This window comes from Telluria sp. GW821-FHT07G12, from assembly GCF_059418525.1.
In genome coordinates this window covers 252,988-266,349 of sequence record NZ_JBWKQA010000003.1, presented here as the reverse complement: position 1 = coordinate 266,349, position 13,362 = coordinate 252,988, and the positions used below count along the sequence as shown (strand labels likewise).

The window sequence follows — 13,362 nt, the reverse complement described above, 5'->3', positions numbered from 1 at the left end:
CTTTTGTCTAGTGGAGTGAATCAGCGAGGTGTGACGGTGGCGCCTTCGCTTCCCGTCAGCTGGGCGTTGGCCCAGTTGGCGCAGACCCGGCCCGGACTCGGACCTGTCGCGCCCAGGGTCCGCAGGCTCAGCTCGCGCAGGCCGCGGATGTCGATTTCCGGCTTGACCACCGCCGGCGGCTTGACCAGGCCGCTGTCATACAAAAGCTTGGCACCGCTCCAGACCTGGAACTGCAGCCCGCCGGCGCTGCGGCAGCTGTCGTCGACGCCGAGGTCGGAGCGCAGCAGGGTCCAGTCGCCGTTCAGGGCCAGGTCGATGCGGCTGGCCGGGCCCACGCCCAGGCCCTTGCGGAAGCGCAGGCCGTTCATGCGCATCTCGGGCGCCTTGCCGGCCGGCCGGTCGCGCGCCACCGTCTTCGGCAGCGCCAGCTCGGACAGGTAGCGCTGGATTTCAGGGCGCTCCGGCGTGCGGTGTTCGAGCACGTGGAATTCGGACAGCGCGATCGGCGGCACGTCGGCCGGAAGTGTGGCGTCGTAAGCGCGGGCCGGCGCCTTCGCTTCGGCGGCGGTCACCATCGGATCGAGCGCGCTGGCGCCGTCGCCGTCCGGGTTGTGCACGCTCAGCACGCGGAAGCGCAGCAGGCGGCCGGCGCTGGCCGGGAAGGAAATCGTCTGCATGCCCTCGGCCAGCTTGAGGCGGCCGCGCGCCACCGGGGCGCCCCAGTCGCCGTTGCTGTCGCCGACGTACACTTCGTAGTCGCGCACCTGGCCGCTCTTCCAGTGCTTGTCGTTGCGCGGGGCGAGCTCGATACCGTCGAGCAGGCGGCGCTCGCCGAAGCCCAGCACCCATTCGTGCGGACCGCTACGCACCGCCTGGCTGCGCACGGTGCGGAACCAGGTGTCGGGCTTGCCGTCGAAGGCGCGTTCCAGGCCCTGGCCCGGCTCTTCGGCCGGACGGTTGACGACCACGATCGCATCCGCCGGAATCGCGCGGCCCGCATCCGGCGCCGCCGGGAAGGCATCGTCGGCGCGCGCCGCCAGCACACCGCGCACGGCGAGCGCCAGCGGCTGGCGGATGTCCTGCGCTGCGGTCTTCACGTGCAGGGTGCCGCCCCGTTCGGCGGCATCGAAGTACCAGCCCTCGGCGCTGCTTGCCAGTACGGCGGTGCTCTGCAGCGCCGGCAGCGTGCGGCCCCCGGCCAGCACCGCGGCGGGTGCGTGCGCAGCCGGCATCCGCAGGCCGTAGCCGCGGCGTTCTTCCTGGCCGGCGTAGCGGCCGTCGACTGCGCCGGCTTCCAGCAGCAGGTCGGCGCCCTCGGCGTGCATGCGGATGCGCTGGCGGCTGGATTCGCCCTCGCGGTAGCGGCGGGTGTTGCCGTCGTCTTCGTACAAGACGAATTCGGACTCGCCCTGCGCCGCCGGGTAGACGTCGAAGGTGACCCTGTCCTTCGGCTTCTGGCCGTCGAACAGCGTTTCGGGATACATCGGCAGGATGGCGCCGGCGCGCACGAACACCGGCAGCTTGTCGAGGGTGACCTGCATGTCGAGGTCGCGCCCTTCGGCGCCGGCGGTGGCCTGGCGGCCGTCCCAGTAGTCGTACCAGGTGCCCTGCGGCAGGTGGATGCCCTTGCGCCAGCCGCCGCTGGCGGCCTGGCTGCGGTAGACCGGCGCCACCAGCAGGTCGCGGCCCAGTAGGAACTGGTATTTATAGCGTTCGCTCAGGGCCGCCGGGTCCTGCGGGTAGTCCCACATCAGCCCGCGCACCAGCGGCGCGCCGCTGTCTTCGGCCTCGCGCGCCAGCGTGTACATGTAGGGCGTCAGGCGCAGCTTGAGCTTCAGGTAGCGGCGGTTGATGGCGCGGTAGGGTTCCTCGAACCACCATGGATGCTTGCGCTCGGCCGCCGACCAGCCCGACATCCCCATCAGCACCGGCGTGAAGCTCTTCCACTGCAGGTCGCGGGTATAGGTTTCCGGGCTGCCGCCGAAGATGGCGTCGACGTCGCCGCTGGCATAGGCCTGGCCGGACAGGCCGGAGCCGATCAGGGTCGGGATGTGCCAGCGGATGTAGTCCCAGCTGGCGCTCTGGTCGCCGGTCCAGGCCACCGCGTAGCGCTGGGTGCCGGCCCAGCCCATCACGGTCCAGATGAAGGGCCGGCTGTCGGAGTTGTTCAGGATGCCCTCGTAGGCGGCCTTGTTGGCGTCCAGCGAGAACTGGTAGCCCTTGCCGGTCCAGGCCACGTCCAGCTTCTGCACGCGGCTGCCGGCCTGGCCGACTTCCCAGGCGATCTTGTCGACGCCGTTCTCGGTCCACAGGCCGGTGCGGAAACCATAGCCGGCCAGGCCGCGCACGGTCTCGGGCAGCGCGGTATAGCCGCAGCCGTAGCCATCGTTCGGCAGGATCCAGCCACCCGGCATGTCGTGTTCGCGGTAGCGCTTCGCCACGCTGTCGACCACGTCGGGGGTCTTGCCGGTCGGGCCGTCGCTCCAGCCCTGCGGCACGGTTCCCGGCTTCTTGACGTTGTCGCCGTCGTTGTAGCAGTCGGCGTCGCCGTACTCCAGCGCCCAGCGCGGCAGCAAACGCGCGCGGCCGGTCCATTCCGTGTACAGCCCGAGCGCGCCGCGCAGGTCCTTGCCGACGAAGTACCAGGCGTCGAAGCGGCCCTCGGCGTGCTGCAGCACCGCCTGCTCCGGGTTGCGCAGGTCGTAGCTGCCGTCACTCCACGTATTGCGCAGCATGCCCCAGCCTTTGGAGCTGAGCAGGAAGGGCGCCGGGTTCGGGCGGTCGCCCTCTTCCCAGCCGCCCGAATACGACACCGCCAGCTCGCGGCCCTTGAATTCATAGCGCCCGTTCTGCTGGCCGCCGCCGAAGAAGCGTTCGCCGGCATCGCTGGACAGCACCTGCACCGCCTGCTTCGCGGCGATGTCGAGCGGCTGCAGCTCGCGCCACAGAGGGGTCTCTTCGCCTGCGCGGTAGAGTGTGAAGCGCAGCGGCTTGCGCTCGATGCGCAGGGTCAGGGCCGCGGTCTTGATCGTTATATAGGAAGGCGTTTCCTCGACCGTGTGCGCGACCTCGGCGGCCGGCGTGCCGACCACGATGGCCGCGGCCTTGTCGCCGGGACCGGCCAGGGTCTCGCCCGGCCCGGCCCAGATGCGCAGCACATCGGCGCGCGCCAGGCTGACGCGCACGTGGGCGCCGCTGTCGGTGCGCAGGTCCCAGGACTGGCCGTCGGCACCGGCCTTGAGACTGCGCAGCTGGCCGAGGGCGGCCGACTGGGCCGGCGCCGCCAGGGTGGCGCAGGCCGCGAGGACGCAGCCGGCGAGGAAACGAAAACGAAATGGGCTCTTGGTCATCTGGTGTCTCAAAATTACGTTTTGTTTCGCATAATGTAGAAACAAAAATAAATAAGGTCAACAAAAACCACCGAAAACGGCGAAATTCACTGAAATAGTGCATAAACGAGGGTCGAAAACCTTTCGTTTCCCGATTATTTCGCAAATATGTTTTCGTTTAGTTGGGAATTTGCCACATTAAAAGCTTCACATCCACAGTTCCATGCTAAATGACCAAGTAAAAAAGAAAAATGTCACCTAGTTTTCTTTCGAAATATCTTTCGTGTTTGACTTTTCGAAAATAACTATTTATGATTTTTCCATCCGATACTTTCGCATATACCCAATGACCACTCTTCTCGACCGCGACGCAAGCACCTGGCAGGACATCGGTGGCTTATACACTGCCGAAGAAATCGTGCAGCAGCCCGCGGTCTGGCGCGCCCTGTCGGCCAGCCTGCGCGTCCACCAGGCCCGCGTCGCCGCCTTCCTCGGTCAACGCTTGCACGATCCGCGCCAGCGCGTGATCCTGACCGGCGCCGGCAGCTCGGCCTACGCGGGCCAGATCGTCGCCGACGAGTTGAATGCGCGCTGCGCCGCCCAGGTGCGCGCGATCGCCACCACCAGCCTTCTCACCCATCCCGAGCTCTATCTCGACCCGGCCGCGCCGACCCTGCTGGTCTCGTTCGCGCGCAGCGGCGACAGCCCGGAAAGCCTGGCGGCGGTGGAACTGGTGCGCGGGGCGGTGCATGAAGCGCACTTCCTCCATATCACCTGCAACGAAGCAGGCGCGCTGGCGGTCCGCGGCGCCAACGACGAGGCCACCTGCGTGCTGCTGATGCCGGCCGCCAGCTGCGACCGCGGCTTCGCGATGACCAGCAGTTTTACCAGCATGCTGCTGGCTGCCCTGTGCGTGCTGGGCGGCGACGCCGATGGCGCGGCGCGTCCCGAACAACTGGCGGATGCGGCGGAACGGGCGCTGGCGCAATGGGCGCCGGCGATCGCGGCGCTGGCGGCGCGCCCGGTCGAACGCGTGGCCTACCTCGGCAGCGGGCCGCTGGAAGCGCTGGCGCGCGAATCCGCGCTCAAACTGCTCGAACTGACCGGCGGCCGCGTGCTCGGCATGGCCGACACCCCGCTGGGCTTCCGGCATGGCCCGAAGTCTGCCCTGAACGAGGCTTCGCTGGTGGTGCTCTTCTATAGCGGCAAGCCGCTGGCGCGCCGCTACGAGACCGATCTGCTGGACGAATTGCGCCGCGACGGCATCGCCGCCCAGGTGCTGACGGTCGGCGCCGGCGGCGATTTCGACGCTGCCGCCCCCGACTGGAGCGACGCCTGGCTGGCGCCCCTGTGGCTGCTGATGGCGCAGCAGTATGCGCTGCACCAGTCGGCCCGCCTGTCCCTGCGTCCCGACAATCCCTTCGCCAGCGGCACCGTCAACCGGGTCGTGCAAGGCGTCACGATCTATGAACACGACCATGCTTGATTTCGCAGGCTTTCACGGCATCGACATCGGCGGCACCAAGATCGAGCTGGCGACGTATGACGCTGCCCTTCGCGAAGTGCACCGCGAACGCATCGCCACCCCGGCCGAGGACATCGCCGCCTTCACCAGCGCGATACGCGGCCTGGTCCTGCGCGCCGACGCCGTACTGGGCAGCGAGGCGCCGGTGGGCATCGGCCTGCCCGGCGTCACCGACAGCGCCACGGGACGCCAGCTCAGTTCCAACGTGCCGGCCCTGAACGGCCGCCAGGTCTGCGCGATGCTGCAGGAAGCGCTGGCGCGGCCGGTCGCGATCGGCAACGACTGCCAGTGCTTCGCCCTGTCCGAAGCGGAAGGCGGCGCCGCCGACGGCCTGCCGACCATGTTCGGCGCTATCCTCGGCACCGGCGCCGGCGCCGGCTATTGCGTGGCCGGGCGCCTGCAGCGCGGCCGCAACGGCATCGCCGGCGAATGGGGTCACTGGCCGCTGCCGGCCACGCTGGCCGCGCGCTACGGGCTCGAAGCGATCCCCTGCCCCTGCGGCCGGACCGCCTGCCTGGAACGCTATGTGTCCGGCCCCGGCATGTCGCGCCTCCACCTGCACCTGGGCGGCGACGGCGCCGAGCCCTTCGCCATCGCCGCGCGCGCGAACGCGGGCGACGAGATTGCGCAGCGCACCCTCGAAGTCCACCTCGACCTGCTGGCGCACGGCCTGGCCTGCGTCGTGCTCGGCCTCGACCCGCATGCGATCGTGCTCGGCGGCGGCCTGTCGAACCTGCCGCACCTGTACCGCGACCTGCCCGAGGCGCTACGCCGGCACCTGTTCGACGGCGCCCATCCGCCGCCCATCCTGCCGCCGCGCTTCGGCGATGCCGGCGGCGTGCGCGGCGCCGCGCTGCTGATCCGTCAACAACTGAAGGACAAGGCCACACCATGAACCCGACCTCCCCCGTCCAGGACATCGTCAAGGCGCATCGGCGCGGCGAGCCGCAGGGTCTCTACAGCGTCTGCTGCAGCCACCCGACGGTGCTGGCCGCCGCGATGCGCGTGGCGCTTGAGCACGACACGCCGCTGCTGATCGAGGCGACTTCGAACCAGGTCGACCAGTTCGGCGGCTACACCGGCATGACGCCGGCGATGTACCGCGACTACGTGCTGGCCTTGGCGCGCGAACGCGGTTTTCCGGCCGAGCGGCTGGTGCTGGGCGGCGACCACCTCGGTCCGAACGCCTGGCAGAACCTGGATGCGGCCACCGCGATGCTGCATGCCGAGACCCTGGTGGCGAACTACGCCGCCGCCGGTTTTCACAAGATCCACCTCGACTGCAGCATGCGCTGCGCCGACGACCCGGCACAGCTCCCCGACGAGATCGTGGCCGAACGCTCGGCGCGCCTGGCCCGCATCGCCGATGCCGCAGCAAGCGACGCCGGCCACCCGCCGCCGGTGTATGTGATCGGCACCGAAGTCCCGATTCCCGGCGGCGAAGCCAGCCTGTCCCAGGCCGGCGCCCCGACCACGCCCGATGCCGCGCGCCGCACCCTGTCCGTGCATTGCCACGCCTTCCTCGACGCCGGCCTGCACGGCGCATGGAAGCGCGTGATCGCGATGGTGGTGCAGCCCGGCGTCGATTTCGACCACAGCAGCGTGCAGCACTACGATCCCGCGCCGGCCGCGGCGCTGTCCGGCTTCATCGCCGGCCAGCCGGGGCTGGTGTTCGAAGCCCATTCGACCGACTACCAGCGCGAGATCGCCCTGCACCAGATGGTGCGCGACCACTTCGCGATCCTGAAAGTCGGCCCGGCCGCCACCTTCGCCATGCGCGAAGGCCTGCTGGCGCTGTGCAGCATCGAGGACGAGCTGGTGTCGTCCATGGAAGCCTCGCACCTGATGCAGGTGCTGGAACAGGTCATGCTGGACAAGCCCGATCACTGGCGCAAGCACTACCACGGCAGCAGCGAGGAGCAGCGCCTGCTGCGCCGCTACGCGCTCAGCGACCGCTGCCGCTATTACTGGGGCGAGCCGCCGGTCACGGCGGCGCTGGAGCGTCTGTTCGCCAACCTGCGCCGGCGCGCGATCCCGCTGCCCCTGCTCAGCCAGTACCTGCCGGACCAGTACATGGAGGTGCTGCAGGGCCGGCTGGCCAACGATCCGCAGGCCCTGGTGGAGCACCGCATCGGCCTGGTGCTGGCCCAGTATGCGCGCGCATGCAGCCGCAACATGGCGGCAGTCGGCAGCGCGGCTGCTATCTGTTAAGCTCGGCATTTTTCCAAATCCCTTCGAGCCGAGACCATGCGAAATACCAGCCAACGCCGCGAAACGATCCTGCAAATGCTGTCCCGCCAGGGTGCGGTCCAGGTGACCGAACTGGTGGAACAGCTCGGGGTCTCGGCCGTGACCATCCGCCACGACCTGTCCGCGCTGGGCAGCCAGGGCCTGGTCACGCGCAGCCACGGCGGCGCGGTGCTGACGCGGGTGCCGCCGCCCGAGCAGACCATGCGCCAGAAGGATGCCCTGTACCACGAGCAGAAGGAGCGCATCGGCGCCTTTGCCGCCTCGCTGGTGGAAACCGGCGACAACATCGTGATCGACTCCGGCACCACCACCATCTTCCTGGCGCGTAATCTGCTCGAGGCCAGCGGCGTCACGGTCGCCACGAATGGCCTGAACATCGCCTGGGAACTGGCCGACGCGCCCGGCGTCGACCTGATCCTGACCGGCGGCCTGCTGCGCAAGCAGTCGCTGTCCTTCCAGGGCAGCCAGGCCGAAGCCTGCCTGCAGGTCTACAACTTCGACAAGCTGTTCCTGGGCGTGGACGGCCTCGACCTGCAGTTCGGCGTCACCACCCATCATGAAGCCGAGGCGAGCCTGAACCGCATGATGGTCGAGCGCGCCAAACGCATCATCGTCCTGACCGACAGTTCCAAGTTCGGCCGCGTCAGCCTGCACCGCATCGCGCAGCTGGACCGGATCCATACCATCATCACCGATGCCGGCATCAGCCCCGAGTACCGCGAAGGGCTGCTCAAGCTGGGCATCGAATTACATATCGCGGAATAGAGAGTGCTCGACGGCAGAATCCTCACACCCGACGGCTGGATCGCAGGCAGCATCCGATTCGGCGAACGAATAGAAAGCATCAGCGAGGATTCGGCCGCCGCCGCAGGCGGACCGTGGATCCTGCCCGGCTTCATCGACCTGCACGTGCACGGCGCCGGCGGCGTCGACATCATGCAGGGCGGCGATGCCGGCGCCACGGTTGCGCGCCACCATGCGCGCCACGGCACCACCGCCATGCTCGGCACCACGATGACGGCGCGCGAGACCGCGATCCGCCAGGCGCTGCAGGGCCTGGCCGGTCCCATCGCCGAACGTCCCGCCGGCGCCGCCCGCATGCTGGGCGTGCACCTGGAAGGTCCCTTCATCAATCCCGCCCGCCTGGGCGCCCAGCCGCCCGACGTCATGACGGCCAGCCTGGAGCTGGTGCGCGCGCTGCACGCGATCGCGCCTATCCGCGTGCTGACCCTGGCGCCCGAAATCGGCGGCCACCTGGAACTGATCCCGCAGCTGGCGGCAATGGACATCCGGGTCCAGCTCGGCCACAGCGCCGGCAGCTATGAAGACGGACGCGCGGCGCTGCAAGCCGGCGCGGCCGGCTTCACCCACCTGTTCAACGGCATGAGCGCCCTGCACCACCGCGAACCCGGCATGGCCGGCGCCGCGCTCGCCCACGCCGAGTACGCCGAAGTCATCCCCGACCTGCAGCACGTCACGCCCGGCGCCCTGCGCGCGGCCCTGCGCGCCATCCCGCGCCTGTACGGCGTGACCGACGCCACCGCCGCCACCGGCATGCCGGACGGCGAGTACGCGCTCGGCAGCCAGCGCGTGTTCAAGTGCCAGGGCTGCGTGCGCCTGGGCAGCGGCTCGCTGGCCGGCAGCGCCCTGACCATGGACCAGGCCCTGCGCAATTTCGTCGACATCGGCCTGGACCTGTTTGACGCCAGCAATCGCCTGTCGCGCTATCCGGCCGACTACCTGGGCGAACACGAACGCGGGCGGCTGGCGCCCGGCGCCTGGGCCGACATCGTCGTCCTCGACGCATCCCTGCAGCCGCTGGCCGTCTTCGTCGAAGGCGAAGCCATCGATCTAACCTGACGGAGCCAAGATGCCCTCCCTGCTTTCCGCCTCGCCCGCCCGCTCCACCGCCTACCTGCTGTTCATCGCCGGCATGGGCGGCCTGCTGTACGGGATCGACGTCGGCATCATCGCCGGCGCCCTGCCCTACCTGGAATCGACCGCCTCGCTGGCCTGGAAGCTGGGCGCCCAGGAGCTGAGCTTCATCGTGGCCGCGGTGCTGCTCGGTTCCGTGCTGTCCTCGCTGTTCGCCGGTGCGCTGGCCGACCTGGTCGGGCGGCGCGCGGCCATGGCGCTGTCCGGCCTCCTGTTCGTCCTCAGCATCCCGATGATCGCGCTGGCGGACGGCTATGTGCCGCTGCTGCTGGGGCGTCTGCTGCAGGGCGTGAGCGGAGGCCTGATCGGCGTCATCGTGCCGCTCTACCTGGCCGAATGCCTGCACGCGCGCCAGCGCGGGCGCGGCGCCGCCCTGTTCCAGCTGCTGCTGACGGTGGGCCTGGTGGCCGCGGCCGTGATCGGGCTGGTGCAGGCGCGCAGCGTCGAAACGGCGTCCCAGGCCGCGGCCGCGCTGCCCGAGCAGTTGCGCGCGGCCGCGGTGCTGGCCGCGAAAGACCACGCCTGGCGCGCCATCTTCTGGATGTGCCTCGCGCCGGGCGTGGTCTTCACCGCCGGCTGCCTGCTGCTGGCCGAATCGCCGCGCTGGCTGGCACGGCGCGGCCGCCACCGCGAGGCCCGCGCGGCGCTGCTGCGCACCCGCAATCCGGCCGAGGCCGAACAGGAGCTGGCCGACATGCAGCGCGTGCCGGTAGCGCGCAGCGCGTCCGATCCGCTGCTGTCGCGCCGCTACGTCTTCCCCTTCCTGCTGGCCTGCCTGATCCTCGCCTGCACCCAGGCCACCGGCATCAATTCGGTGCTGTCCTACGTCGTCAACATCCTGGACCGCGCCGGCCTGCCCGGCGCCACTGCGAATGCCGCCGACGTCATGCTCAAGCTGATCAACGCCCTGATGACGATGCTGGCGGTGTTCCTGGTCGACCGCCTCGGCCGGAAATCGCTGCTGATGCTGGGCAGCGCCGGCATCGTGATCGCCTCGCTGGCGGCGGGCCTGCTGTTCCACGACACCGAAACGCGCCAGCGCGAGGTCGGCGCGGCGGTGGCGGCCATGGCTGCGGACGACAGCCTGGCGCTGCGCCTGGACGCCGCTACCCTGCGCCGCCTCGGCGCGGCGCCGGACGCGGGTACGCAAGTGCTGACCGTGGCCTACGCCTACGGCCCCTTCACCAATGTGCAGACCCTGCGCAGCGACGATCCCGCCCTGCCCCTGCTGCAGGCCCGGCGCGCGGACGCCGTGCAGCCCGACAGCGTGCTGGGCAAGGCCTTCCGCAGCCTGCACCTGAATCCCTTCCCCGATCCCGCCACAGCGCTTAACGCGCCGCTGGTCATCGAAAGCGCGCGCCTCGGCGCCCTGCCGCCGCCCGAGCGCGGCTGGCAGGTGGCGCTGGCGATCGCCGTCTTCGTCGCCAGCTTCGCGGTCGGCCCGGGCGTGTGCGTGTGGCTGGCCCTGTCCGAACTGATGCCGACCCGGATCCGTTCGAACGGCATGAGCATCGCGCTGCTGGTCAACCAGTTCGTATCGACCGCCTTCGCGGCCCTGTTCCTGCCTATCGTCGGCCGCCACGGCTATTCTGCCGTGTTCTTTTTCGGCGCGGCTTGCTCGGTGGTGTACTTCCTGGCCGCCGCCTTCCTGCTGCCCGAAACCCGCGGCAAGACGCTGGAGGAGATCGAAGCCCATTTCGCAGGAGCCAAGGCAGGTTGATCTTGTGTTGGGAGCCTCAGTAGATGAAAATAGGAAATTATTAGTAGTTCAATAATTCCAAAGCAAGCGCAGACTTGCGTCATTACCGGGGTCCATCTTGAAAGTCGCAACACCAGCTGCTTCGCCAGCCGTGGCCGCCGCCGCGCGCGCGGCGACTACCCATTTGCCCTACCGCCCGGACATCGACGGCCTGCGCGCGGCCGCGGTGCTGGCAGTGGTCCTGTTCCACGCCTTCCCGGCCCTGCTGCCGGGCGGTTTCATCGGCGTCGACATCTTCTTCGTCATTTCCGGCTACCTGATCTCGGGCATCCTGCTGCGCGAACTGCAGCAGCGCCAGTTCAGCATCGCCGGCTTCTACGCGCGCCGCGTCAAGCGCATCTTCCCTTCGCTGCTGGCGGTGATGCTGGCCTGCCTCGCCTTCGGCTGGTACGCGCTGTTCCCCGACGAATACGGCCAGCTGGGCAAGCACCTGGGCGGCGGCGCCAGCTTCGCCGCCAACTTCTTCTACTGGGCCCAGGTCGGCTACTTCGACACCAGCGCCGACACCAAGCCCCTGCTGCACCTGTGGTCGCTGGGGATCGAGGAACAGTTCTACATCGTGTGGCCGGCCGTGCTGGCGCTGGCATGGCGCCGCCGCGCCAACCTGCTGCTGGTGACTGCCGTGCTGGCCCTGCTGTCCTTCGCGCTGAACGCGGCCGGCATCGCCCACCACGCCACCGCCACCTTTTATTCCCCGCTCAGCCGCGCCTGGGAACTGCTGGGCGGCGCGCTGCTGGCCTGCGCGGCCCATGGCCAGCCGGCGCCGGCACGTGCTGGGACCAGGGCCAACCTTGCCGCCGGCGCCGCCGTGGTGGTGCTGGCCCTCGGCCTGGCCTTCACCACGCCGGAACGCTTCCCCGGCTGGCGCGCGCTGGCGCCGGTTGCGGCGGCGATGCTGCTGATCGGCGCCGGCCCGCGCGCCTGGTTCAACCGGGTGGTGCTGGGCAGCCGGCCCATGGTGGCGATTGGCCTGATCAGCTATCCGTTGTACCTGTGGCACTGGCCGCTGCTGTCCTTCGCCCAGATCGTCGAGGGCCACCTGCCGGCGCCGCGCATCCGCGTCTATGCCGTGCTGGCGGCGCTGGTCCTGGCCTGGCTGTCGTACCAGGTGCTGGAGCAGCCGCTGCGCCGCCTGAACGGCCGCCGCGCACGCCTGCCGGTGGCGCTGCTATGCGTGCTGATGGCGGCCACCGGCCTGGCCGGCGCCTGGCTGGCCCGGAACGACGGCCTGCCGCAACGCGCGACTATCCAGGACAACCTGGCCAACCAGAAGGCCCTGGTCATCGTCGAAGACAAGGCCAACGCCGCCGCCTGCAAGCAGCGCTACGGCTTCGCCACCGACTACGAGTACTGCCTGCTGGCCTGGCCGGACCGCGATCCGACCGTGGTGCTGCTCGGCGACAGCCACGCCTTCCACGTCGTCGCCGGCCTGACGGACTACTACAAGGGCAAGAGCGAGAACCTGCTGTTCCTCGGCACCCGCCACCCCTACTGGGGCCTGCCGGGACGCGAAGATCCCTACCAGATCGCCACCCAGCCGATGCTCGAGCTGGCGCTGAACACGCCCTCGGTGAAGACGGTCGTGTTCTCGGCCCACCTGAAGCTCAACGCCTTCCCCGACGCCAGAATCTACGTCGACGCCGCGCGCGAGACCTACCGCCGCTTCTTGGCCGCCGGCAAGCGCGTGATCGTGATGGAAGACGTGCCGATCCTGCCCTTCGATCCGCGCACCTGCATCAAGCGCGCCGGGGTCGCGTCCTCGGCCACCACCACGCCTTGCGGCATCCCGCGCGCCGCCTGGGACAAGGAGATCGCCGAGCACGAGCAGGTGCGCAAGCAGTTCGAACGCGAGTTCCCGCGCATCGAATGGTTCCGCGCCTCGGATGCGCTGTGCGACGAGCGCGAATGCCGGGCGATGGTCGACGGCCGCCTGATGTACCGCGATAACAACCACCTCAGCTACGATGGCGATCTGCGGGTCGGCGGCTACTTCGCGCGCTGGGCTGACGCGCATGGACGCAAGGACTAGCCAGGCTGAGCTTCATGCCGTCCTCCCTTTCAGCATCGCCGGGCGCTCGAAGGCCAGCGCATGCGCGCCGTCGCCCAGCAGGCCGTGGACGATGGAGGCCACGATCAGGAAGGCCGGGTATTCCCAGCCGCCGCCGCTGGCCGTGAACACCCAGCCGTTGGCGATGTGGACGGAGGCTGCGCCGATCAGCACCGGCAGCAGGGCCAGCGACACCAGCCGGCCGCGCACGCCCAGCAGGATCAGCGTGCCGCCCACCAGTTCCAGCAGCACCACCGGCCAGGCAAGCAGCGCCGGCATGCCCTGCGCCGCGAGAAAGGCGGCGAAGCCGGGTACGGTGAAGACGAGCAGCTTGAGAAGGCCATGGGACAGCCACATCGTGCCCAGGGACAGGCGCAAGAGCAGCGCCGCATAGGAGGTAAAACGGTCGTTCATGGTGAGACTCCTTTCGGTTTCGGGTGAGGACCGTGCTACTCTAGCTATGCACTCAAACAATGAAAATACGCGCAGATGAAAGCACCGATTGCAGTCCTGCATA

At 69.2% G+C, this 13,362-nt stretch carries 9 protein-coding genes; 7 read left to right on the top strand and 2 right to left on the bottom strand.

What is annotated here, in order from left to right; translation table 11 throughout:
- Positions 1 to 20: 20 nt before the first annotated feature.
- On the bottom strand, positions 21 to 3,350 hold the full coding sequence (locus AC07PE_RS13790; protein ID WP_498765284.1) for a TIM-barrel domain-containing protein: 3,330 nt from the start codon (positions 3,348 to 3,350) through the stop codon (positions 21 to 23).
- A 325-nt stretch (positions 3,351 to 3,675) separates the two neighbouring features.
- Between AC07PE_RS13790 and AC07PE_RS13785 the strand changes: the two genes are divergently transcribed.
- The 7 genes from AC07PE_RS13785 (at position 3,676) to AC07PE_RS13755 (ending at position 12,827) form a co-directional block, all read left to right on the top strand.
- Positions 3,676 to 4,815 (top strand): AgaS family sugar isomerase, encoded by a 1,140-nt coding sequence (locus AC07PE_RS13785; RefSeq protein ID WP_498765282.1) that lies wholly within the window; start codon positions 3,676 to 3,678, stop codon positions 4,813 to 4,815.
- Entirely contained in the window at positions 4,808 to 5,749 is a 942-nt protein-coding gene (locus AC07PE_RS13780; protein ID WP_498765280.1) for an ROK family protein, read from the top strand. Before AC07PE_RS13785 ends, AC07PE_RS13780 begins: the two co-directional genes overlap by 8 nt.
- A complete protein-coding gene (locus AC07PE_RS13775; protein WP_498765278.1) occupies positions 5,746 to 7,065 on the top strand; it encodes a D-tagatose-bisphosphate aldolase, class II, non-catalytic subunit in 1,320 nt (439 codons plus the stop codon). Before AC07PE_RS13780 ends, AC07PE_RS13775 begins: the two co-directional genes overlap by 4 nt.
- Positions 7,066 to 7,101: 36 nt before the next feature.
- A complete protein-coding gene (agaR, locus tag AC07PE_RS13770) occupies positions 7,102 to 7,869 on the top strand; it encodes a transcriptional repressor AgaR (protein WP_498765276.1) in 768 nt (255 codons plus the stop codon).
- 3 nt (positions 7,870 to 7,872) lie between these two features.
- Complete coding sequence (locus AC07PE_RS13765) at positions 7,873 to 8,964, top strand: N-acetylglucosamine-6-phosphate deacetylase (RefSeq protein WP_498765274.1); 1,092 nt, start codon at positions 7,873 to 7,875, stop codon at positions 8,962 to 8,964.
- 10 nt (positions 8,965 to 8,974) lie between these two features.
- Positions 8,975 to 10,759, top strand: coding sequence for an MFS transporter (locus tag AC07PE_RS13760; RefSeq protein WP_498765272.1), 1,785 nt, complete (start codon positions 8,975 to 8,977; stop codon positions 10,757 to 10,759).
- Positions 10,760 to 10,856: 97 nt separating this feature from the next.
- A complete protein-coding gene (locus AC07PE_RS13755; protein WP_498765270.1) occupies positions 10,857 to 12,827 on the top strand; it encodes an acyltransferase family protein in 1,971 nt (656 codons plus the stop codon).
- A 12-nt stretch (positions 12,828 to 12,839) separates the two neighbouring features.
- Here the strand turns inward: AC07PE_RS13755 and AC07PE_RS13750 are convergent, their stop codons facing one another.
- A complete protein-coding gene (locus AC07PE_RS13750; protein ID WP_498765268.1) occupies positions 12,840 to 13,259 on the bottom strand; it encodes a DoxX family protein in 420 nt (139 codons plus the stop codon).
- Between the last annotated feature and the right edge of the window lie 103 nt (positions 13,260 to 13,362).

Excerpts from the sequence above, each read along its gene's own strand:
- AC07PE_RS13790 (WP_498765284.1), bottom strand. The coding sequence starts at position 3,350 with ATGACCAAGAGCCCATTTCGTTTTCGTTTCCTCGCCGGCTGCGTCCTC.
- AC07PE_RS13780 (WP_498765280.1), top strand. The coding sequence starts at position 4,808 with ATGCTTGATTTCGCAGGCTTTCACGGCATCGACATCGGCGGCACCAAG.
- AC07PE_RS13760 (WP_498765272.1), top strand. The coding sequence starts at position 8,975 with ATGCCCTCCCTGCTTTCCGCCTCGCCCGCCCGCTCCACCGCCTACCTG.
- AC07PE_RS13750 (WP_498765268.1), bottom strand. The coding sequence starts at position 13,259 with ATGAACGACCGTTTTACCTCCTATGCGGCGCTGCTCTTGCGCCTGTCC.
- AC07PE_RS13785 (WP_498765282.1), top strand. The coding sequence starts at position 3,676 with ATGACCACTCTTCTCGACCGCGACGCAAGCACCTGGCAGGACATCGGT.
- AC07PE_RS13775 (WP_498765278.1), top strand. The coding sequence starts at position 5,746 with ATGAACCCGACCTCCCCCGTCCAGGACATCGTCAAGGCGCATCGGCGC.
- agaR (WP_498765276.1), top strand. The coding sequence starts at position 7,102 with ATGCGAAATACCAGCCAACGCCGCGAAACGATCCTGCAAATGCTGTCC.